General features: G+C 66.5%; 19 protein-coding genes. 10 read left to right on the forward strand and 9 right to left on the reverse strand.

The genetic code is table 11. From position 1 onward, the window contains the following. Window positions 1-15: 15 nt before the first annotated feature. Complete coding sequence (locus tag BMZ21_RS07005) at window positions 16-516, reverse strand: hypothetical protein (RefSeq protein WP_091831259.1); 501 nt, start codon at window positions 514-516, stop codon at window positions 16-18. Between the two features lie 87 nt (window positions 517-603). Here BMZ21_RS07005 and BMZ21_RS07010 point away from each other — a divergent pair, with 87 nt between their 5' ends. After that, on the forward strand, window positions 604-1,413 hold the full coding sequence (locus tag BMZ21_RS07010) for an AraC family transcriptional regulator (protein WP_091831261.1): 810 nt from the start codon (window positions 604-606) through the stop codon (window positions 1,411-1,413). Between the two features lie 7 nt (window positions 1,414-1,420). Here BMZ21_RS07010 and BMZ21_RS07015 read toward each other — a convergent pair whose 3' ends face one another. Further along, on the reverse strand, window positions 1,421-1,894 hold the full coding sequence (locus BMZ21_RS07015) for a PaaI family thioesterase (RefSeq protein WP_244543733.1): 474 nt from the start codon (window positions 1,892-1,894) through the stop codon (window positions 1,421-1,423). A gap of 76 nt (window positions 1,895-1,970) precedes the next feature. Continuing rightward, window positions 1,971-2,426 carry a MarR family winged helix-turn-helix transcriptional regulator gene (locus BMZ21_RS07020; RefSeq protein ID WP_167561563.1) on the reverse strand — a complete coding sequence of 152 codons (456 nt, stop codon included), beginning with the start codon at window positions 2,424-2,426 and terminating at the stop codon, window positions 1,971-1,973. 214 nt (window positions 2,427-2,640) lie between these two features. Here BMZ21_RS07020 and groES point away from each other — a divergent pair, with 214 nt between their 5' ends. The 5 genes from groES (at window position 2,641) to BMZ21_RS07045 (ending at window position 8,976) form a co-directional block, all read left to right on the forward strand. Then, entirely contained in the window at window positions 2,641-2,928 is a 288-nt protein-coding gene (groES, locus tag BMZ21_RS07025) for a co-chaperone GroES (protein WP_091831264.1), read from the forward strand. A 47-nt stretch (window positions 2,929-2,975) separates the two neighbouring features. After that, entirely contained in the window at window positions 2,976-4,613 is a 1,638-nt protein-coding gene (groL, locus tag BMZ21_RS07030; RefSeq protein ID WP_091831266.1) for a chaperonin GroEL, read from the forward strand. A gap of 303 nt (window positions 4,614-4,916) precedes the next feature. Then, on the forward strand, window positions 4,917-6,245 hold the full coding sequence (locus tag BMZ21_RS07035) for a TAXI family TRAP transporter solute-binding subunit (protein ID WP_091831268.1): 1,329 nt from the start codon (window positions 4,917-4,919) through the stop codon (window positions 6,243-6,245). 95 nt (window positions 6,246-6,340) lie between these two features. After that, entirely contained in the window at window positions 6,341-6,745 is a 405-nt protein-coding gene (locus tag BMZ21_RS07040) for a DoxX family protein (RefSeq protein WP_280141474.1), read from the forward strand. A 131-nt stretch (window positions 6,746-6,876) separates the two neighbouring features. After that, the gene (locus tag BMZ21_RS07045) at window positions 6,877-8,976 is read left to right on the forward strand and encodes an ABC transporter ATP-binding protein/permease (protein WP_091831272.1); all 2,100 of its coding nucleotides are present in this window, start codon (window positions 6,877-6,879) and stop codon (window positions 8,974-8,976) included. A gap of 169 nt (window positions 8,977-9,145) precedes the next feature. Here BMZ21_RS07045 and BMZ21_RS07050 read toward each other — a convergent pair whose 3' ends face one another. The 6 genes from BMZ21_RS07050 to BMZ21_RS07075 all read right to left on the reverse strand — a co-directional run bounded on the left by BMZ21_RS07050 (window position 9,146) and on the right by BMZ21_RS07075 (window position 16,144). Beyond that, window positions 9,146-9,625 carry an META domain-containing protein gene (locus BMZ21_RS07050; RefSeq protein ID WP_091831274.1) on the reverse strand — a complete coding sequence of 160 codons (480 nt, stop codon included), beginning with the start codon at window positions 9,623-9,625 and terminating at the stop codon, window positions 9,146-9,148. 283 nt (window positions 9,626-9,908) lie between these two features. Next, window positions 9,909-10,904 carry an ATP phosphoribosyltransferase gene (gene hisG / locus BMZ21_RS07055; protein WP_244543734.1) on the reverse strand — a complete coding sequence of 332 codons (996 nt, stop codon included), beginning with the start codon at window positions 10,902-10,904 and terminating at the stop codon, window positions 9,909-9,911. After that, the gene (locus tag BMZ21_RS07060; protein ID WP_091831276.1) at window positions 10,901-12,007 is read right to left on the reverse strand and encodes an ATP phosphoribosyltransferase regulatory subunit; all 1,107 of its coding nucleotides are present in this window, start codon (window positions 12,005-12,007) and stop codon (window positions 10,901-10,903) included. The genes hisG and BMZ21_RS07060 overlap by 4 nt, the downstream gene beginning before the upstream one ends. A 264-nt stretch (window positions 12,008-12,271) precedes the next feature. After that, window positions 12,272-13,855 carry a histidine--tRNA ligase gene (gene hisS, locus BMZ21_RS07065; protein WP_091831278.1) on the reverse strand — a complete coding sequence of 528 codons (1,584 nt, stop codon included), beginning with the start codon at window positions 13,853-13,855 and terminating at the stop codon, window positions 12,272-12,274. Window positions 13,856-14,014: 159 nt separating this feature from the next. Continuing rightward, on the reverse strand, window positions 14,015-15,142 hold the full coding sequence (locus tag BMZ21_RS07070) for a hypothetical protein (RefSeq protein ID WP_091831280.1): 1,128 nt from the start codon (window positions 15,140-15,142) through the stop codon (window positions 14,015-14,017). Window positions 15,143-15,238: 96 nt separating this feature from the next. Beyond that, window positions 15,239-16,144 carry a LysR family transcriptional regulator gene (locus BMZ21_RS07075; protein WP_091831282.1) on the reverse strand — a complete coding sequence of 302 codons (906 nt, stop codon included), beginning with the start codon at window positions 16,142-16,144 and terminating at the stop codon, window positions 15,239-15,241. A gap of 113 nt (window positions 16,145-16,257) precedes the next feature. On the opposite strand from BMZ21_RS07075, the gene BMZ21_RS07080 reads away from it, so the two are divergent. From BMZ21_RS07080 to glcF, 4 genes are all read left to right on the forward strand, one after another. Further along, entirely contained in the window at window positions 16,258-17,694 is a 1,437-nt protein-coding gene (locus tag BMZ21_RS07080) for an FAD-binding oxidoreductase (protein WP_091831284.1), read from the forward strand. 58 nt (window positions 17,695-17,752) lie between these two features. Then, window positions 17,753-18,037 carry a GIY-YIG nuclease family protein gene (locus tag BMZ21_RS07085; RefSeq protein WP_091831286.1) on the forward strand — a complete coding sequence of 95 codons (285 nt, stop codon included), beginning with the start codon at window positions 17,753-17,755 and terminating at the stop codon, window positions 18,035-18,037. 69 nt (window positions 18,038-18,106) lie between these two features. After that, a complete protein-coding gene (locus BMZ21_RS07090) occupies window positions 18,107-19,294 on the forward strand; it encodes an FAD-binding protein (RefSeq protein ID WP_091832365.1) in 1,188 nt (395 codons plus the stop codon). Window positions 19,295-19,410: 116 nt separating this feature from the next. Next, the gene (gene glcF / locus BMZ21_RS07095) at window positions 19,411-20,778 is read left to right on the forward strand and encodes a glycolate oxidase subunit GlcF (RefSeq protein WP_091831288.1); all 1,368 of its coding nucleotides are present in this window, start codon (window positions 19,411-19,413) and stop codon (window positions 20,776-20,778) included. The last annotated feature ends 150 nt before the right edge of the window (window positions 20,779-20,928 follow it).

Consider the following 20,928-nt stretch of genomic DNA (forward strand, 5'->3'; position numbering starts at 1 on the left):
CCTGTTTCCTCCCTCTCAGGCTTTGATGCGCTTTGCGCGGAAATCGGCCTGGAGCTGCCAGCTCCCGCCGCCATCGCGCGAGCGGTCGCCGATCCAGTGGAACGAATCCCGCGTGATCTCAGTGAAGCGCCAGCGGATCGCGGTGCCGTCGTCCAGCCTGCCGTGCTGGACTATGTCGTTGCCCTCGGCCCGGCCGATCTGGTGCGTGTAGTACTGCTTGAGCGGGTCGTTCCAGCGGATGTGCCAGGCATCCTCGCCGGGGTCGTAGATGCGTAGCGTCGTGCCGTGGAAGAAGCCCGGCAGCGCCCAGACATCCTGCACGGCGCGCCCGCCGAGTACCCAGCCGAAATGGATCCCGCCCTTGGCCTCATGGCGCTGGCCGTCATCGGTGTGCATCACGGCAGCCATCGTCCACGCGCCGACGAACTGGCCGTAGAGGGCGAGCTTGCCGGCGAGGTCAGGGTCCGGCCCGGTCGCGATGAGGGCATCGGCCAGCGTCGATGGCGCTGCTGTCATGATCGTGCTCCGTCTGGACCAAGTTGGTGTCCAGCTTGACCCGGAGCCTCGGGCCGCGCTTGGGAAAAACTGCTAAACTCGCGAACCATGACGGCGACCGCCCATCTCCTGGCATCAGGCTCCGGCTGGCGGGTCAGCGACATTGTCTGCACGGCCGGCCCGGACGATCGCGCCTTCGAGGAAGCGCACCCGCAGCACTGCATCGCCATCGTCCGCAGCGGCTCCTTCCGCTACCGCTCGACGCAAGGCAGCGCCGTGCTCGCGCCGGGCGCGCTGCTGCTCGGCAATCGCGGCGCCTGCTTCGAATGCGGCCATGAGCATGCGGCCGGCGACCGCTGCCTCGCCTTCCAGTTCGAGCCGGCCTGGCTCGAAGGCATCGTCGCGGCCGTGCCGGGCGCCCGGCGGCTGGACTTCGCGCAGCCGCATCTGCCGGCGCTGCCCGTGCTCGCCAGTGTCGTCGCCGAAGCGGAAATCGCCGCGGACGAGCCCGAGAGGCTGGAGGAAACGGCGCTGCGCCTCGGCGGCGCCGTGGCGAGCGTGCTGTCAGGCGCAAAACCCGGGATCGGGACGCCAAGCGCCCGCGACGAACGCCGGATCACGCGGGCGCTGCGCCATATCGAAGCGCATTGCGAGGACGCTCTCCCGATCGATGAGCTGGCGCGGCAGGCGGCGATGAGCCCCTATCATTTCCTGCGGACGTTCAGGGCGGTGGCCGGGATGACGCCGCATCAATATGTGCTGCGCACCCGCCTGCACCGAGCGGCCGTGCTGCTGCGCCGGACGGACCAGCCGATCGCGGGCATTGCCTTCGATTGCGGCTTCGGCGACCTCTCAACCTTCAACCGCCGCTTCAGGCGGGTGATGGGCGTGAGTCCGGGCGCCTATCGCATCGCGTGAGCAACATTCAGCGCTTGCCGCCGAAGATCATGCAGGTCTCGGTCCCGTGCGCCAACAGCTTGCCTGCTGCGTCGACCAGCTTGCCTTCACTGGTCGCGACCGAACCGCCACGATGGATCAGCCTGCCCTCACAGCGCACCGGGCCGCTGGCAGGCATGACCGGGCGGACATAGTTCAGCTTCATCTCCAGCGTGGTGTAGCCCTCGCCGACCCGCAGCGTCGAATGCACGGCGCAAGCCATGGCGGAATCGAGGATCGTCGCCGTCCAGCCGCCGTGGATCGTCCCGAGCGGGTTGAAGAAGCGCGGCGAGGGCGTGCCGACGAAGACCACCCGGCCCTCCTCGACCTCGGCGATATCGAAATCCATCGCATCGGCGAAGGGCGGGCCGGGATGGCGTCCCTCGATCATCCCGCGCAGGAAGGATGCGCCGTCCTCCGCCAGCAGGACATCACGACTGACGACTCCGACCTTGCGGGACACGGCTGCGCTCCATCTCTATCGTGTAGATGCACGATATGGATGGAGCTGGATAGCGGTCAAGCCGGCTGGTGCGAGATCAGCCGACTTCCCTCGCCGCCCGCCGGATTGCCTTGAGACTGTCGCGCGTCTCGCTCCAGCGTTCCTGGCCGAGCCCGCCCTCGATCCTGTCCTGCGCCGCGCGCCAGTAAGGGATCGCCGCCTCGATCGCGGCGCGGCCCTTCTGCGTGACGGCATAGGTCAGCGCCCTACCCTTGCAGTCGACCGGCTCGATCAGCTGCTCGGCAGCAAGCAGTTGCAGGTTGCGCGTCAGCGAGGTCCGCTCCAGCGCGAAGCGGTCGGCGAGCTCGGTGACCGAGCGCCAGGCGCCGGTCGAAAGCGCCGAGAGCAGAACGAACTGGGTGATCTTCAAGCCACTCGGCCGCATCGCCTCGTCATAGGCGCGGGTGACGGCGCGTGCCGTCATGCGGACATGCAGCACCACACAGGAACGGGCGATGTCGTCGAGAGGGAGATCAGGGACTGGCGTCGTCATCCCGCCACGATAGCGGGTTTAGTGTCCGGCCGCAGCAGGGCAGATGGCGGCAGTCATCGCGTTCACCTTTTACGCAGCGGATTCCTTGACTCCGGCAGCCCTCGGGCCTATCTCCGCCACGTCGGTTAGCACTCACTCGGTGAGACTGCTAACAGACCCCTTTCACGGGCAAATTCGAGCCCGTCCAGAATAAGACCGAGAGGAAGACAGAACCATGAAGTTCCGTCCGCTGCATGACCGCGTTGTGGTCCGTCGCCTTGATGGCGAAGAGAAGACCAAGGGTGGCATCATCATCCCCGATACCGCCAAGGAAAAGCCCCAGGAAGGCGAGATCGTCGCAGTCGGCCCCGGCGCCCGCGACGACGCCGGCAAGCTGGTTGCTCTCGATGTCAAGAAGGGCGATCGCGTCCTCTTCGGCAAGTGGAGCGGCACCGAGGTCAAGATCGACGGCCAGGATCTCCTGATCATGAAGGAATCCGACATCATGGGCATCGTCGGCTGAGCAGCCAGGCGCCCACCCGTCCGTAGAGTTCAATCAGGAGTAGTCTCATGGCTGCCAAAGAAGTTCGCTTTTCCACCGACGCCCGCGACAAGATGCTGCGCGGCGTGGACATCCTCGCCAATGCCGTGAAGGTCACGCTGGGTCCCAAGGGCCGCAACGTCGTGATCGAGAAGTCGTTCGGCGCCCCGCGCATCACCAAGGACGGCGTCACCGTCGCCAAGGAGATCGAGCTCGCCGACAAGTTCGAGAACATGGGCGCTCAGATGGTCCGCGAAGTCGCTTCGCGCCAGAACGACCATGCCGGCGACGGCACCACCACCGCCACCGTGCTCGCCCAGGCGATCGTCCGTGAAGGCGCCAAGTCGGTTGCGGCCGGCATGAACCCGATGGACCTGAAGCGCGGCATCGACCTGGCCGTCGAGGCCATCGTCGCCGACCTCAAGAAGAACTCGAAGAAGGTCACCTCGAACGCGGAAGTCGCGCAGGTCGGCACCATCTCGGCGAACGGCGACGAGTCGGTCGGCAAGATGATCTCGACCGCGATGCAGAAGGTCGGCAACGAGGGTGTCATCACCGTCGAGGAAGCCAAGACCGCCGAGACCGAGCTCGACGTCGTCGAGGGCATGCAGTTCGACCGTGGCTACCTCTCGCCCTACTTCATCACCAACGCCGAGAAGATGGTCGCCGAGCTCGAGGACCCCTACATCCTCATCTTCGAGAAGAAGCTGTCGTCGCTCCAGGCGATGCTGCCGATCCTCGAGGCCGTCGTGCAGACCGGCAAGCCGCTGCTGATCATCGCCGAGGACGTCGAGGGCGAGGCTCTGGCCACGCTCGTCGTCAACAAGCTCCGTGGCGGCCTGAAGGTCGCGGCCGTCAAGGCTCCGGGCTTCGGTGATCGTCGCAAGGCCATGCTCGAGGACATCTCGATCCTGACCGCCGGCCAGATGATCTCGGAAGACCTCGGCATCAAGCTCGAGACCGTGACGCTCCAGATGCTCGGCCGCGCCAAGAAGGTGCGCATCGAGAAGGAGAACACCACGATTATCGACGGCGCCGGCAAGAAGAAGGACATCGAGGGCCGCGTTGCGCAGATCAAGGCGCAGATCGAGGAGACCACCTCGGACTACGACCGTGAGAAGCTCCAGGAGCGTCTGGCCAAGCTCGCCGGCGGCGTCGCGGTCATCCGCGTCGGCGGCGCGACCGAGGTCGAGGTCAAGGAGAAGAAGGATCGCGTCGACGATGCCCTGAACGCCACCCGCGCTGCGGTGGAAGAAGGCATCCTGCCGGGCGGCGGCGTCGCCCTGCTGCGCGCCCTGAACTCGGTCAAGTCGATCAAGACCCAGAACGACGACCAGAAGACCGGCGTCGAGATCGTCCGCAAGGCGATCGCTGCTCCGGCCCGCCAGATCGTCGACAACGCCGGCGGTGACGGCGCGGTCGTGATCGGCAAGCTGCTGGAGTCGAAGGACTACGCTTGGGGCTACAACGCCCAGACCGGCGAGTACGGCGATCTGGTCAAGGCCGGCATCATCGACCCGACCAAGGTCGTGCGCACGGCGATCCAGGACGCGGCTTCGATCGCCGGCCTGCTGATCACCACCGAGGCGATGATCGCCGAGACGCCGAAGAAGGACGCCCCGATGCCCCCGATGGGCGGCGGCGGCATGGGCGGCATGGACTTCTGAGGAAGTCCAGACGCCCCAGACATTAACTCCCGAAACCGGGCAAGCCCGGTTTCGGTGGCGGCATGGACTTCTGATCCAGGCCACCAGGCTCAACTATGGAAGGCCCGGCGCAAGCCGGGCCTTTTTCGTCACATCACCCAAGATCCTGGCGATATCGACCCGGACAATCTTGCCAGCTGCCGCAAGGTTCTTCCAACTGCAGACATCGCACGACTATCCCGCTCCCCGTGAGTCGGGCCGGCCTTTCGCCATCGCGCGCCACAATGAGGCATACCCGCGCGACGGGCGGAGCGGAGATCATCAATGGTTCGGCGGTCTGCTGTGATTGTCGGCGTCTACGCCATGATCGGCTTCCTGGCGGTAGCGGCCGCGGCCGCGAGCGGCTGGTACGCCTTCCGAGACGCCCCGCCCACCATCCTGTCGGTCGCGGTTGGCGGAAAGGGCGGCAACGTCGATCAGCTGATGGGCGAGGTCCGCGATCTTGTCGCGACGCAGTCGAAGACCATCCGCCTCGAGATCGTACATACCGACGGCTCGGCGACGAATGCGCGCCTGGTTGCCGACGGCAAGGCGGCCCTCGCCTCGGTGCAAGCCGACATCATGACCGCGCCGACCGTCAGGGCCGTCGCAGTCGTTGCGCGCGAACATTTCCAGCTGATCGCGCGCCGCTCGTCCGGCATCCGGAGCCTGCGGGATCTTGCCGGCAAGCGCCTCGCCCTTCCGCCGGAAGGCACCTCGGGCAATCAGAACTTCTTCGCACTCGCGCAGCATCACGACCTGCCATTGGCCGAGATCAAGGTCAGCGCCGGCCCCGTCAACGACAACTTCGCAGCACTGGAGCGCGGCGAGATCGACGCGATCGCCTTCGTCAGGGCACTACGCGATCCCGCCACTGTCGAGGTCATGCGGCGCCTGCAGCAACGCGGCGACGGGCTCTTCTTCGTGCCGGTCGAGCAGGCCTCAGCGATCAAGCTGGTGAAGCCCTATGTCAGCGAAAGCAGCATCAGCCAGGGGACCTATCAGGGATATCCGCCAGTCCCCGAGCAGGACACGCCGACGCTGGCGATCGGAATCAATCTTGTTGCGGGCGTCAAAGTGCCGGACGCCGCCGTCGAGGAACTGACACGCATCCTGTTCGAAGAGCAGTTGCGTCTCGCCTTCCGGACACCGCTCGCCGCGGGTATCGCGCGGCCGGCACAGAACGGCCCATCCGTGGCGATCCATGCTGGCGCAAAAGCCTATTACGACGGCGCCAGGCCGTTCCTTCTGGTGCGCTATCGCGATGAGATCACCTTCATGATCTCGATGCTGACCATCGCGTATTCCGGCGTGATGATGCTGCGGCTGCAGATCCGCAACCGACGCAAGGTCCGGGTCAGCGCCTACAATGACAAGCTGATCGACATCGCGTCGCGGGCGCAGGAGGCAGATGACCTTGCGACGCTGCACGGCTGCCGGAAGGACCTCAACCTGCTGATCCAGCGGGTGATGAAGGATTTCTCCGAAGAGCGGATCTCCGACCAGGGCTTCCACGTGTTTTCGTTGAGCTGGGAGGCCGTGCGCGCCTCGATCGCCGAAGCGATAGGCGAAGCACGCGCGTCCGGGCAGGCCGGCAAGCGAGTAGCTGCCTAAGCGACTCGACTTTGCACAGGCATGTGAAGCCACGCGCTTGCATCGACTTTGGTTGTAGGCCCTAGATCGCAGCTGGTGCGGCATCCTGCCGCGCTCTGCTTTCGGGGGTCCCTTTCATGAACAACCCTGCTTTGGGCGATGCCGCCAAGCTGATCGGCCGCATCCTGCTCGCCCTGATGTTCGTGCTTGCCGGCTGGTCCAAGATCAGCGGCTATGCCGGCACGCAAGCTTACATGGCCTCGGCCGGCGTGCCCGGCATCCTGCTGCCACTCGTCATCATCGTCGAGCTGATCGGCGGCCTGATGATCGTCGTCGGCTTCAAGACCCGCCTCGTCGCCCTCGCCCTGTTCGCCTTCACCATCGTGGCCTCGGTGCTGTTCCACATGAACTGGGCGCAGCCGATGCAGCAGCTCCTGTTCATGAAGAACCTTGCCGTGGCCGGCGGCTTCCTCGTGCTGTTCGCGGCCGGCGCAGGCGCCTATTCGGTCGACAAGGACTGAAGCCCATCACAAAACGCTGAAAAAGCGCGGCCCGGACTTGAGCCGGGCCTTTTTTGTGCGCAGGGCTGATCTACAACGCTTTCTTCCAGGCAGCGCGTCTCCCGCGCTGATTCCCCGACAAGGACGATGCCATGCGCCTGTTGAGTTTCGCCGTCGCCGCGCTTGCCGTGATCGCGCTCGTGGTCGGCCAGCAAAGCGGCAGCCACGGCATCCTCGGTCTCGGCGCCGTCGGCCTGCTGCTGGCATTCGCCACTTTCCGGGCTACCGAGATCAGCACCTTCCTGAAAATCTTCTCGGTCATCTTCGCAGTGGAATACGTCGCGACCGGTGCCGGCGCGGTGCTGGCGCAAGTCGGCTTCTGGCCGGCCGGCTGGCAGGCGATCGCACCGCCGGCGAGCCTGCCGACGACGATCGCCGTCTTCGGCATCCTCGTCTATGCGATCTCGTTCATCCCGGCGATCCGGCGCATCGCCCGGCTGGCTTCGCCCTATTTCGAGGCGCCGGAAGCGACCACGGCGCAGCTCTGGCCGGTGAAGCCCTTCTCGATCGGCACGGGCCGCCTCGGCATCGCGCTGCTGGTCTTCCTCGTGGTGCTCAACCAGATCCAGGTCGGCATTTCGCTGCGCCTTTCCTTCTTCAACCGCGATTTCTACAACGCGATCCAGGAGAAGGACGCGGCGACCTTTTGGTACCAGCTGATCTACGTCTTCAGCGTCTGGGCCGCGATCTTCGTCATCTCCAACCTGATCGAGATGATCGCCAACTACACGCTCTTGATCCGCTGGCGCCGCTGGATGGCGGAGAGCTTCAGCGCGGCCTGGCTGCGCAACGCCAATCACTACCGGGTCTCGCTCGCCCACACCGCCGACAACCCCGACCAGCGTATCGCCGAAGACACGCGCGCCTTCGTCAACCAGACCTACAGCTTCGCCCTGCCGCTGCTGACGCAGGTATCGACGCTGGTCTCGTTCTCGATCATCCTCTGGTCGATCCCGGTTGCCAGCGTCGTGCCGGGGACCGAGATCAGCATTCCCGGCTTCATCTTCTGGATGGCGCTGATCTATTCGGTCGCCGCGACCTGGATCGCCCATCTCATCGGCCGGCCGATGATCGGCCTCGAGTTCGAACAGGAGCGGCGCGAGGCGAATTTCCGCTATTCGCTGGCCCGCCTGCGCGAATATTCCGAGCAGATCGCCCTGATGCGCGGCGAAACCTCCGAGCAGCGCCACCTCACCGAACGCTTCGGCGACATCGTCCAGAACTTCTACCGGCTGGTCTGGGCGCGGGTGCGGCTGACGACCTTCACCCTGTCCTTCGCGCAAGCCAATGTCGTCGTGCCCTACATCCTGCTCGCGCCGCATTACTTCTCGGGCAAGATCACGCTCGGCATCATGACCCAGGTCGCCTCGGCCTTCGACCGGGTGCAGACGGCGATGTCGTTCTTCATCGACCGCTACCAGTCGATCGCCTCCTATGTCGCCTCGATCAACCGCCTCACCACCTTCGAGGCTGCGATCGCCCAGGCGGAAGCGCAGGGCGCCGGCGGCGCAGACGCCGGGATCGACATCGCGCAGAAGGCCGGCACGGACACGACGATCGAGACGCTGTCGCTCACCCTGCCGAATGGCCAGCCGATCGTGAACGCATCCGACCTGACCCTGCCTGCGGGTCATTCGACGCTGGTCGTCGGCCCCTCGGGCTCCGGCAAGTCGACCCTGTTCCGGGCGCTTGCCGGCATCTGGCCCTTCGGCAAGGGCAAGGTAGCGGCGCCCGCCGGCCAGACCATGTTGCTATTGCCGCAGCGGCCCTATCTGCCGCAGGGATCCCTGCGGGCGGTGCTGTCCTACCCCGCAGAGCCGAACGCCTTCAGCGATGCCGACATCCGCGCAGCCATGGAGAAGGTCAAGCTCGGCCATCTCACCGATCGGCTCGATGAGGTCGACCTCTGGGGCCAGCGCCTCTCCGGCGGCGAGCAGCAGCGGCTCGCGGTCGCCCGTGCGCTGCTGGCCAAGCCCGACTGGCTCTTCCTCGACGAAGCGACCGCCTCGCTCGACGAAACGCTCGAGAACGAGATCTATGCGATGATCCGGCGCGAACTGCCGCAGACCAGCATCGTCTCGATCGGTCACCGCTCGACATTGCGCGCTTTGCACGACGGGCTGGTCGCAATGGAAAAGAACGCCGACGGCACCTTCAGCCCGAAGGCGAAGGCCATGGCGGAGGCGAGGTAACCACAGCGACCTGTCCCTCTCCCCTCGCGGGACAGGGTGAAGATGAGGGGTCTCGCAACGCAGGTCGCTGGCCGTGCGTCGTGTGGAGGCGGCCCCCTCCCAACCTGAGCGCACCCTCATCCGGCCCTTCGGGCCACCTTCTCGCAAGGGGAGAAGGGCGGGTGCCGCCTCAGATACCGCGGTCGAAGCGGATTTCGCCGGCACCCGTCTTGATGACGAGACGGCCTTCGACCAGGTCCCATTGCCGTGCGGTGCGCAGCGCCATCAGATAGCTGCGCTCGAAATCCGCGACGCTCTTGTCGCAGGCGGCCTTGGTCACCGCGATCGGGCCGACGGCGAAGCCCTGCTGGCGCAGCGGATAGGCCGAGGCCGAAAAGGTGTTGCAGCCGGCAAAGCCGGTGCCACGCAGGTTGGAATCGACCTTCAGCGTTGCCTTGAAGCTGTTGATCGGCTTGCCGTTCAGCTGGGTCGCCGTCCAGGAGGCGTCGAACGGAAAATTCTTTTCCTGCTTCGGCGGCGGAGCGTCCTGCGGCTGCTCACTACGAGACGGCATCTGCTGGCGACGCTGCGCGAGCGCATCGCTCACCAGAACCGGCGACAGGGAGAGAGCGAGAGCGGCCAGGAGGCCAAGGCGCGACTGCGTATTCAACTGGTCCAGACCCCGATTGGAAAGAGCGACAGCCCGTAGGAGAACCCGATACTTTCCACTGCACCGATCGTGGTGGCGAGCGCAAGTCTCGATCCCACCGCTTTTGGCACGCCTTGCACCGAAATCGCCTCGCCCGGCCGAACTACCCGGACATTGCGTCGGGAATCCGGCGTCTGAACATGTTCCGCAAAAGTGGGCACCACTTTTGCGATGAGAACATGTTCGTCTTTGAGTTTGCGCGAATTCTGTTCGTTCGGCTGTTACCAGCCGAACGGAAAGCGCGTCAGATTCTCGCCAGCAGCCGCTCGATCAGCGGGTTGGAGCGGCGGAAGACATAGTCGAGCGCCCGTACGGTGATGTCGTCGGCACCGGCCTTGCTCAGCTCCTCGACCAGCGGGAACACCGCCTTGCGCGGGCAGTGCAAGGTGATGACACCTTCACCACTGGCGGTGCCGAAAGGCAGGCGCGCGCCGAGCCGATGCGCGATCTCGCCGAGCCGCTGGGGCGAGACGGCGTTGAGCACCGCGCGGACCTCGCGCACCGAGCGCGCCTCCTCCTCGGCCGCGATGCGCGACAGGATGGCGGCGGCGGCATCGCGCGCCTGCTTGCCCCATGGCGCACGTACGGATGCGACGAGATTGGCCTCCGAGGCCAGGATCACGCCGTCGTCCAGCACCTTCAGCGCATTCGCCGTCAGCGTCGCGCCGGTGGTGGTGATGTCGACGACGATCTCGGCGGTGCCTGCGGCCGGAGCCCCCTCGGTCGCGCCCAGGCTCTCGACGATGCGGTAGTCGGCGAGGCCGTGATTGGCGAAGAAGCGCCGGGTCAGGTTCACGTATTTGGTGGCGACGCGCAGCTTACGGCCGGTGCGGGCGCGCATGGTCGCGGCGACGTCGTCGAGATCGGCCATGGTGCGCACATCGATCCAGGCCTGTGGCACGGCGACGACGACATTGGCGTGGCCGAAGCCCAGCGGCGCCAGCATGACCATGCTGGCATCGGCATCGGCGACCTGCTCGCGCACGAGGTCCTCGCCGGTGATGCCGAGATGAGCGGAGCCGGACGAAAGCTGCGCGACGATCTCGGAGGCCGAGAGATAGGCGACCTCGGCCCCGCCGAGCCCGGCGATCTGGCCGCGGTACTCGCGCTGGCCGCGTGCCTGAACGAAGGAGAGGCCGGCGCGGCCGAAGAAGGCGGTGGCGTTCTCCTGCAGCCGGCCCTTGGAGGGCACTGCGAGAACCAGCGGCGCGTCGTTGGTCATCTTGTCCGTCCCGCTCATGCCTTGCCTCCCGCGAGACGATCGAGCCAGAGCGAGGCACCGACGGCCGGCACCGCCGCGGGCGCGCCGAGGCGCTGCAGCACGCCGTCATAGCGGCCACCGCCGGCGATTGGCTTCAGATCCGGCCGGGCCGGATCGTGCAACTCGAAGATGAAGCCGGTGTAGTAGTCGAGATTGCGGGCGAAGCCGGCCGAGAAGGAGATGCTGCCGACATCGACGCCGCGTGCGGCGAGGAAGCCGGTGCGCTCGTCGAAGGCATCGAGCGCGGCGGAGAGATCGAGCCCGGCCTCGCCGGCAAGCTTACGGAGGGCGGCGGAGGCGCCGTCCGGATCGCCGCCGATCGCCAGCGCATGCGCGATCACGCCGCTCGCCTCGCCATTGACCGGATTGTCTCGCTCGGCGGCGCGCGCCAGGAAGCGCTCGGCGATGTCGCCGGCCGAACGGCCGCCGACGGTCGAGATGCCGGCGATCGAGAGCACGTCCTCGACGAAAGCGCGCGCCGCCTTGGGATCCTGCCCCTCCAGCGCCTTGAGCAGGCCGGCATGGGCATGCTCGACCTCGTTCACAGGCGGCTCGAGCGCGGCGACGGCGTCGGCGCCCTTGCCTTGCGCCACAGCGCGCATCAGCCGGCGGCGGGCGGCCTGCGGCACGCCGAGCCGATCGAGCAGCGCGGTCAAAAGCGCGACATCGCCCATCAACAGGCGCGGCCGGCTCAGGCCGAGTGCGGCGGCGGCTTCGACCGTCAGGGCCATGATCTCGGCATCGGCGGCAGCGAAATCGCTGCGGCCGAAGGATTCGAGGCCGGCCTGGGCGAACTCGCTCGGCTCGTTGGCGCCGCGCATGCGGAAGACCGGGCCGGCATAGGCGTAGGACGCCGGCTCGCTGGCATGAGCGGCGATATGCGCCAGCGCGACGGGGATGGTGTATTCCGGCCGCAGGCACCATTCGCGCCCGTCATCGTCCTGCGTCAGGAAGATGCGGCGGCGGATATCCTCGCCGGAGAGGTCGAGGAAGGGCTCGACGGGCTGCAGGATCGCCGGCTCGGCGCGCCTGTAGCCCTCGCGCTCGAACGGCGCGATCACGGTCTCGAGCTTTGAGCGCATGGCCGGCACTTTACAAAAACCCTGTTGCGGCGCCGTCCTAGCAGGGACGCCCGCGATTTTCGACGGTTTTTAGGGAATTGGGTGAACGGGAATCCGGAGACCGCCCTTCCCTTCTCCCCTTGCGGGAGAAGGTGGCTCGGCGAAGCCGAGACGGATGAGGGGTCGCGCCACATTCCAGAAGGAGCGAGTGGAGCGCCACGGAACAAGCGCAGCGCGACCCCTCATCCGCCTGCCGGCACCTTCTCCCGCAAGGGGAGAAGGGAGCTAGCGATGTCGCGCCAACACCCGCTTCACCTCTTCGACCAACTCGGCCACCGGCACGGAGAATTGCGCCTGCGCCTGGCGCTCCTTGTGCTCGGCCGAGTCCTTGACGTCGCGGCCCGCTGCAGCGAGTTCGGCGCCGAGGATCAGGTCCTTGATCACCACCGTGCCGGCCTCGCGCTCCGAGGAACCCTGAATGATTGCGCAGACGGCGCCGCGGCGGTCGGCATATTTCATCTGGGCGTTGAAGCCGGAGGAGCCGAGATAGAGATCGGCCCGGCAGAGCGCCCTGCCATGCTCGTCCTTGGCCTGCCGAAGCTGCGCGACGAAAGCCTGATAGGCCGGCATGAACTCCGGCGATTTGTTGTCCATCGCGGTGACGACGACGAGCGGCAATTCGTTCTTCTGGTCGACGATCGGCGACTTCACCGCCTTCAGCGCCGAATAGAGCCGGGAGACGCCGATCGAGAAGCCGGTCGCCGGCACGGGCTCGGGCCGGAAGCGGCCGACGAGGCCGTCGTAGCGCCCGCCGCCCGCGACCGAGCCGAAGCGGACGACCTGTCCGTCCTCATTGGTGACCGGGAAGGTCAGCTCCACCTCGTAGACCGGGCCAGTGTAGTATTCGAGACCGCGGACGACGGAGGGGTCGATGCGGATGCGACCGCGATCATAACCCGCTGCTTCGACGAGCTTCGCAATCTGCTCAAGCTCGGAAATTCCAGCCGCCGCCGTTTCATTATTTCCGAAATGAGTACGCATACCGCCGAGCACGCCCTTGTTGGTTTCGACGAATTTGCCGCCACCAACCTCTTGCAACTCCGTGACTTCCCCACTCTGAAGCGCAGCCAGCGAGAGCACCATGTCGGCGTCGTCTTCACTCAGACCCGCCCCCTTGGTGAAATCCCCGCTCTCGTCCTTGCGACCCTCGCCAAGCAGCAGGCGCACACCCTCGGGTCCGAACTTGTCGAGCTTGTCGATGGCGCGCAGCACCGTCAGCCGGCGGCCGGCATTCTCCTCGCCGCCGAGGCCGATCGCCTCCATCACCCCGTCGAGCACTTTTCGGTTGTTGACCTTGACGACATAGTCGCCGCGCTTGATGCCGAGCTTCTCCATCGTGTCGGCGGCGAGCATGCAGATCTCGGCATCGCCGGCGACCGTGCCACTCCCGACGATGTCGGCATCGAACTGCATGAACTGGCGGAAGCGTCCCGGGCCCGGCTTCTCATTGCGGAAGACATAGCCGGCGCGGTAGCTGCGATAGGGTTTTGGCAGCGCGTCGTAATTCTCGGCGACATAGCGGGCGAGCGGCGCCGTCAGGTCATAGCGCAGCGAGAGCCACTGCTCGTCATCGTCCTGGAAGGAGAAGACGCCCTCGTTGGGCCGGTCCTGGTCCGGCAGGAATTTGCCGAGCGCGTCGGTGTATTCGACGAAGGGCGTCTCGACCGGATCGAAGCCGTAGAGCGAGAAGCTCTCGCGGATCACGGCGAGCATGCGCTCGGTAGCGGCGACATCGGCCGGGCCGCGATCGACGAAACCGCGCGGCTGGCGGGCCTTCAGCTTGGCAGGGGCGGACTTGTCGGCGGACATGGCGGGGAACTCGGTAAGTCAATGCTGATCGATGTCCGAGCGGGTTAGACCGGACCGCCGCTTGGGGCAAGCACGGCCGCGCAATCCGGCTAGGCGCATCATTCGCGGGCCGCTGCGACGGCACTCGCCCTCGCAGGGTCACCAGCCATAAGCAGGATCTCAGCGACGGAACGCCCGGCAGCGCGCATCGAAGGCGGCGAAAACCTCTTCGCTGTTGGATATGTCGAAAACGGCCTCGCGCGGCCTGCCGCCGCGATCCATGCGGCCGCTCACGACGAAGCGCTGGCCGCGTGCGAGCTGGTCGCGCGCGCCGGGCGAAAGCGTCGCCATGCCATTGAATTCGCCATCGCTGAACACGAGGCCCTCGTCCGCGCCTCCGACTTCCCAGCGCTGCGGGCGCCCGTCGATCGAGACCGGCGTCGGCGAGTTCGAGATCGACCAGTTGCCGGGCGGCAGGAACCAGTTGCTGATGTCAACGCCACCCTTCGAACCCTTGCTGCAACTGAGCGAGAGGCTGAAAGCCCGGTCATTCGAGCTGATCGAGATGTCGACCTGGACTTTCGTCGGCTGGGTCAGCCGCCAGCGCGAGGGCTTGCGCGGAGCGGCCGGCGGAGTTTCCGCCGCCGGCTTTGGTTCGCTCGCCGCAGCCGGTGGCTGCTCGGCCGCATGCTTCGGCTGGCTGGCGCCAGCAGCGGGTGGCTCGTCGACCTTCGGGACTTCGGCTGGCTTTGCCGGGCTGTCGGGGGATCGCAGCAGAGCATCGACAGGCTCGGCCGCGACGGGAGCTGGCTGCGGAGCAACGGGTGTGGCGGGATTGGGAACCGGAGCTGGAGCCGGGACAGCCACTGCCTTTGGCGCCGGGGGACCGTCGACGAGCGTGGCCGACACCAGTTTGACGATCCGGCCGGCCGCTCCGCACGCGACAGACCTGATCTTGAGGCGGGCACCCTTGCGGAACAGGTCGTCGAACGCGGCCTGCAGACGGGCATAGGCTGCGCGATCCCTGATGTCGTAGGCCGCGGGCAGATTGATGTAGCTGTCGTCATAGGGGGGCTCGTTGAATGTGAAGCCTTGCAGCTCGCCCTTCTCGACCGCGCGGTCGACGACCTGCCCCGTGCCTGTGCCGCGGACACAGCCGGAGCCGGTCGGCAGACCGGTGATCGCGACGACGCGCCCGGTCTGGTCCCTGTCGATCCGAATCTGTGCGGCTGCCGGTGTCGCCGCGGCAGCAGAAAGCAGGGTGAGAGATGCCAAAGCGACGAAACGCGAGCTGAGACAATCCGTCATGGGCATCAATTCCGTTGCGGCATGGAAAGGATAGAGGCACTCCGGCCAATATTAAGATGATATTGGCGGCCACGATCCTCCCGACGCAAGCGCTTTCTACAACGCCAATCCTTCATCCCAGTACGGAGTCGCCCCGTAAAGCTCGGCGAGATAATCGACGAAGGCGCGGACCTTATGCTCCATGTGCCGACGGCTCGGATAGACCGCGTAGACCGCGACGCGCTTGCCGACCGAATAGGCCGGCAGCACCCGCGCCAGGGCGCCCGATTTCAGCTCCGGCCCGACATCCCAGGTCGAGCGCAGTGCGATGCCAACGCCCGCCAATAGAGCCTCGCGCACGACTTCGCTGGAATTGGTGCGCAGCTGGCCGTTGATCTTGACCGTCACCTGGCCCTCCGGTCCGTCGAGACGCCATTGGTCGGCGTTGTGGGCGATGAGGGTGTGGCGCGCGAGGTCTTCGATCGTCCCGGGGATGCCGCGGGCGGCGAGGTAGCCCGGCGTCGCGCAAAGCACGCGGTGGTTCGGCGCCAGCCGCTTCGCCACCAGGCTGGAATCGCGCAAGTCTGCGATCCGGATCGCGACGTCGAAGCCGTCGGCGACGATGTCCACGAAGGCGTCGCTGAGGATCAGCTCGACATTCACCGCCTGGTTGGCGTCGAGGAAGGGCTTGAGATGCGGCGCGACATGCATCCGCCCGAACGAGGTCGGCGCCGAGACGCGCAGGGTGCCGCGGGCCTGCCCTGTGCCGCTGGCGACCCAGGCCTCCGCCTCCTCGATCGAGCCGAGGATCGAGACGACGCGCTCATAGAAGCCCTGGCCGGCTTCTGTCAGCGAGAGTTGCCGGGTGGTGCGCTGGAGCAGGCGCACGCCGAGCCGGTCCTCCAGGCGGCGGATGCGCTTGGAAATGACGGCCGGCGAGAGATTGAGTTCGCGTGCGGCGGCGGACATGCTCCTGGCGGTGACGACATGGGCGAAGACGTCGAGGTCGCCGAATCTGTCCATGCGTCCACCATCTTTTCCGTTTTGGAAATAATCATGCACGTTAGCCCCGCTGCATCCCCTGTGGAAGTATTCTAGAGTCGTGCGAGAACCGGAGAGGGTGAGGACGGAGTGTCATGAGTGCGATCGCCTTTCCGGCGCCCGATGCCGGCATCCTCGCCCGCCGCGACGCCATCATCTCGGGCCTCGCCAAACTGGTCGCAGCCGACGCGCTGATCACCTCCGAGGACGAGCGGCGTCCCTATGAGACCGACGCGCTGACCGCCTATCGCCGCATGCCGCTCGCGGTCGTGCTGCCTTCAACCACGCGGGAGGTCGCGGCTGTGCTGCGCTATTGCTCCGAACAGGGCGTGCCGGTGGTGCCGCGCGGCGCCGGCACCTCGCTAGCCGGCGGCGCGATCCCCCAGGAGGACGCGGTGGTGATCGGCGTCTCCAAGATGAACCGCATCCTGGAAATCGACTACGCCAACCGCGTGGCGAAGGTGCAGGCCGGCGTCACCAATCTCGCCGTCACCGGCGCCGTCTCGGCAGACGGGTTCTTCTACGCGCCCGATCCGTCCTCGCAGCTCGCCTGCTCGATCGGCGGCAATATCGGGATGAACTCGGGCGGCGCCCATTGCCTGAAATACGGCGTCACCACCAACAATGTGCTGGGGGTCACCCTGGTCATGCTGGATGGGAGCATCGTCGAGATCGGCGGTGGTCACCTCGACGCCCCCGGCTACGACCTGCTCGGCCTGATCGTCGGCTCGGAGGGCCAGCTCGGCATCGTCACCGAGGCGACGGTGCGCATCCTGCGCCAGGCGGAAGGCGCGCGGCCCGTCCTGTTCGGCTTCCCGACCAGCGTCGAGGCCGGTGCGGCGGTCGCCGCCATCATCGGCGCCGGCATCATTCCGGTGGCGATGGAGTTCATGGACAAGCCGGCGATCGAGATCTGCGAGGCCTTCGCCCATGCCGGCTATCCGATGGATTGCGGGGCGCTGCTGATCATCGAGGTCGAGGGCTCGGAGGCCGAGATGGATGCCCAACTCGCCCGCATCGTCGCGATCGCAAGGGAGCACGGCGTCGGCACGGTCAAGGAGAGCAAGTCGGCGATGGAGACGGCGGCGATCTGGAAGGGCCGCAAATCCGCCTTCGGCGCCACCGGCCGCATTGCCGACTATATCTGCATGGACGGCACGATCCCGACCGGGCAATTGCCCTTCGTGCTCGAGCGCATGGACGAGATCATCAAGGGCTATGGACTGCGCGTCGCCAATGTCTTCCATGCCGGCGACGGCAATCTCCACCCGCTGATCCTCTACAACTGCAACGACCCGGTCGAGGCGCAGAAGGCGGAGGACGCCGGCAACGACATCCTCAAGCTCTGCGTCGAGGTCGGCGGCTGCCTGACCGGCGAGCACGGCGTCGGCATCGAGAAGCGCGACCTGATGACGGTCCAGTTCAACGAGGCCGATCTGCACCAGCAGCAACGGGTCAGGGCCGTGTTCGATCCGCGCTGGCTGATGAACCCGGCGAAAGTGTTCCCGCTGGAAGGGCGGATCGCGGCCTGAGCTTTGTCATTCCGGGGCTCGCGCAGCGAGAACCCGGAACCCACGACCGGGTGAGCGGATGGCGTATTTCGTCTACCTCATGGCCAGCAAACGAAGCGGTACGCTCTACCTCGGCATCACCAACGATCTGGCAAGACGTGCCCATGAGCACAAATCGAAACGGAACATCGGCTTCACGAGCCGCTACGGGGTGGACAGACTGGTCTGGTACGAGCAGTTCGAAGATGTGAGGGATGCGATCGACCGAGAAAAGGTCCTGAAGAAGTGGCGCAGAGCCTGGAAGATCAAGCTCATCGAAGACATGAATCCGGAATGGAAGGATTTCTATGAAAGGCTGTCCTGACCGGCGATGCCCAGTCGTGGGTTCCGGGTTCTTCGCGATGCGAAGCCCCGGAATGACAGCGGTTGGTGCCTGATGCTCCACACACCCACCACAGAGGCGCAGGCCTGCGCCGTCGTCGCCTCTATCGTCGAGGCGCGCGTTCCGCTCGCCATCCGCGGCGGCGGCACCCGTTCCGGTCTCGGCCGGCCGGACAACGCCGTCAGCACGATTTCGAGCGCCGAACTTACCGGCATCACCCTGTACGAACCCTCCGAGATGGTGATCGGCGCAAAAGCCGGCACGCCGCTGAAGCTGATCGAGGAGACGCTGGCAAGCCGCGGCCAGATGCTGCCCTTCGAGCCGATGGACCATCGCGCATTGTTCGGCACGGAGGGCGAGCCGACGATCGGCGCGATCGCGGCCGGCAACATCTCGGGCCCACGGCGGATCAATGCCGGCGCCGCTCGCGACTCGCTGATCGGCATCAAGCTGATCAATGGCCGTGGCGAGCTGGTAAAATCCGGCGGGCGGGTGATGAAGAACGTGACCGGCCTCGACCTGGTCAAACTCGTCTCCGGCAGCTTCGGCACGCTCGGCTTCCTGACCGAAGTCACTTTCCGCGTGCTGCCGCGGCCGGAGCGCATCGTCACCCTGATCTGGGAGGACCTCGCCGACGAGGCCGCGGTGGCGCTGCTGTCGGGAGCGCTCGGCTCGCCTTTCGAGCCGATGGCTGCGGCGCATCTGCCGGCCGGCGTCGGCGCGGAGCACGCGCGCACGCTGCTCAGGCTTGAGAACTTCTCCGCCTCGATCAGCTACCGCGCCGCCGAGCTCGCGCGCCTGCTCAAAGGCTACGGCCGGCCGCAGCTGATCGAGGGCCGCGCCTCGGACGCGCTCTGGCGCGAGGTCAGGGATGCAGCCTTCTTCGCCGGCACGCCGGAGGCCGTCTGGCGGCTTTCGCTTGCACCGACTAACGGGCCGAAAGCGACCGCCGCGATCGCGCGCATGGTACCCGGCGCGCGCTGGTTCTACGATTGGGGCGGCGGCCTGATCTGGCTCGCCGTGGCAGCCGATGGCGATGCCGGAGCGGCAGCGATCCGCACCGCGCTGAAGCCGCTCGGCGGCCATGCCACGCTGGTGCGGGCGCCCGATGCGGTGCGGGCGGCGGTTCCCGTCTTCGAGCCGCTCTCCGAGCCGCTGATGCGGGTGACGGCGGGCATTAAGAAGAGCTTCGATCCGGAGGGCGTGTTCGAGCCTGGCCGGATGTATGCGGGGGTGTGAGATGGCGTGTCGTCGGCATGGTCGGGCTTGTCCCGACCATCCACGTCTTCCTTTCGCGAAGGCGGTGTTCAAGACGTGGATGCTCGGCACAAGGCCGAGCATGACGGTGTAGGATCATGCAGACCAACTTCACGCCCGAGCTTCTCGCCTCAGACCCGCGTCTTCCGGCCTCCGAGAAGATCCTGCGCACCTGCGTGCATTGCGGGTTCTGCACCGCGACCTGCCCGACCTATCTGCTGCTCGGCGACGAGCTCGATTCGCCGCGCGGGCGCATCTACCAGATCAAGGACATGCTGGAGAGCGGCAAGCCGGCAACGCCGGACGTGGTCAAGCATGTCGACCGCTGCCTGTCCTGCCTCTCCTGCATGACGACCTGCCCATCGGGCGTGCACTACATGCACCTGGTCGACCATGCCCGCGCCCATATCGAGGAGACCTATGAACGGCCCGTCGTCGACCGGACGCTGCGGGCGATCCTGTCGGCGATCCTGCCCTATCCCGGCCGCTTCCGTCTCGCCATGCTGGCGGCGCGGCTTGGCAAGCCGCTGGCGGGCGTGCTCGGGTCGCTGCCTGTCGTCGGCGATCGGCTGAAGGCAATGCTGGCGCTGGCGCCCTGGAGCCTGCCCGATCGCTCTTCGATGGAAGGGCCAGCTTCCTTCCCGGCCGAGGGCGAGCGTCGCAAGCGCGTCGCCATTCTCTCGGGCTGCGCCCAGCCGGTGCTCGATCCCGGCATCAACGAGGCGACGATCCGCCTGCTGACCCGACATGGCGTCGAGGTGATACTGCCCAAGGGCGAGGGCTGCTGCGGCGCGCTCGTCCACCATATGGGCCGCGAGCATGACGCGCTCGCCTTCGCCCGCGCCAATATCGACGTCTGGATGGCCGAGATCGATGGCGAGGGTCTCGATGCGATCCTGATCACGGCGTCGGGCTGCGGCACCACGATCAAGGATTACGGCTTCATGTTCCGCAATGAGCCGGCCTATGCGGAGAAGGCGGCGAAGGTCGCCGGCCTCGCCAAGGACGTGACCGAGTTCGTCGAGACGCTGGAGATCGCGCCAACCCGCAGCTTCGACCTGACCGTCGCCTACCACTCCGCCTGCTCTATGCAACACGGCCAGCAGCTCAAGGACGGGCCGAAGCGCCTGCTGGCGCGGGCCGGCTTCCGGGTCAAGGAGGTGCCGGAGGGCCATATCTGCTGCGGCTCGGCCGGCGTCTACAACATCCTCCAGCCGGAGATCGCCGGGCAGCTGCGCGAGCGCAAGGTCGGCAACATCCAGCGCACCAGGCCGGACCTCGTCGCCACCGGCAATATCGGCTGCATCACCCAGATCGCGAAGGGTTTCGCCGACCGCGGCGCGACGACGCCGATCCTGCACACGGCCGAACTGCTCGACTGGGCGACCGGCGGGCCTTTGCCGGAGAAGCTGGCCAAGGCAGGGATCGGGGAAGCGGTGGCACCGGAGCTCGTCGCGGCTGAGTGATTAAGCGCGGGGAACCCCTCTCCCGGATGGGAGAGGGGCAGGGGTGAGGGACCGCCGCTGATCATCTGAACGCAACGGCACCGCTGCGACCTCAATCGGATAGGGCAGGCCCTCATCCCTGCCCTTCTCCCACACGGGAGAAGGGTTCCC

The sequence above is a fragment of the Allobosea lupini genome (assembly GCF_900109525.1).
Lineage (GTDB): Bacteria > Pseudomonadota > Alphaproteobacteria > Rhizobiales > Beijerinckiaceae > Allobosea > Allobosea lupini.

Excerpts from the sequence above, each read along its gene's own strand:
- hisG (WP_244543734.1), bottom strand. The coding sequence starts at position 10,904 with ATGAGCGGGACGGACAAGATGACCAACGACGCGCCGCTGGTTCTCGCA.
- hisS (WP_091831278.1), bottom strand. The coding sequence starts at position 13,855 with ATGTCCGCCGACAAGTCCGCCCCTGCCAAGCTGAAGGCCCGCCAGCCG.
- BMZ21_RS07045 (WP_091831272.1), top strand. The coding sequence starts at position 6,877 with ATGCGCCTGTTGAGTTTCGCCGTCGCCGCGCTTGCCGTGATCGCGCTC.
- BMZ21_RS07080 (WP_091831284.1), top strand. The coding sequence starts at position 16,258 with ATGAGTGCGATCGCCTTTCCGGCGCCCGATGCCGGCATCCTCGCCCGC.
- BMZ21_RS07020 (WP_167561563.1), bottom strand. The coding sequence starts at position 2,426 with ATGACGACGCCAGTCCCTGATCTCCCTCTCGACGACATCGCCCGTTCC.
- glcF (WP_091831288.1), top strand. The coding sequence starts at position 19,411 with ATGCAGACCAACTTCACGCCCGAGCTTCTCGCCTCAGACCCGCGTCTT.
- BMZ21_RS07070 (WP_091831280.1), bottom strand. The coding sequence starts at position 15,142 with ATGACGGATTGTCTCAGCTCGCGTTTCGTCGCTTTGGCATCTCTCACC.
- BMZ21_RS07085 (WP_091831286.1), top strand. The coding sequence starts at position 17,753 with ATGGCGTATTTCGTCTACCTCATGGCCAGCAAACGAAGCGGTACGCTC.
- BMZ21_RS07035 (WP_091831268.1), top strand. The coding sequence starts at position 4,917 with ATGGTTCGGCGGTCTGCTGTGATTGTCGGCGTCTACGCCATGATCGGC.
- BMZ21_RS07060 (WP_091831276.1), bottom strand. The coding sequence starts at position 12,007 with ATGCGCTCAAAGCTCGAGACCGTGATCGCGCCGTTCGAGCGCGAGGGC.
- BMZ21_RS07005 (WP_091831259.1), bottom strand. The coding sequence starts at position 516 with ATGACAGCAGCGCCATCGACGCTGGCCGATGCCCTCATCGCGACCGGG.
- groL (WP_091831266.1), top strand. The coding sequence starts at position 2,976 with ATGGCTGCCAAAGAAGTTCGCTTTTCCACCGACGCCCGCGACAAGATG.
- BMZ21_RS07010 (WP_091831261.1), top strand. The coding sequence starts at position 604 with ATGACGGCGACCGCCCATCTCCTGGCATCAGGCTCCGGCTGGCGGGTC.
- BMZ21_RS07075 (WP_091831282.1), bottom strand. The coding sequence starts at position 16,144 with ATGGACAGATTCGGCGACCTCGACGTCTTCGCCCATGTCGTCACCGCC.
- groES (WP_091831264.1), top strand. The coding sequence starts at position 2,641 with ATGAAGTTCCGTCCGCTGCATGACCGCGTTGTGGTCCGTCGCCTTGAT.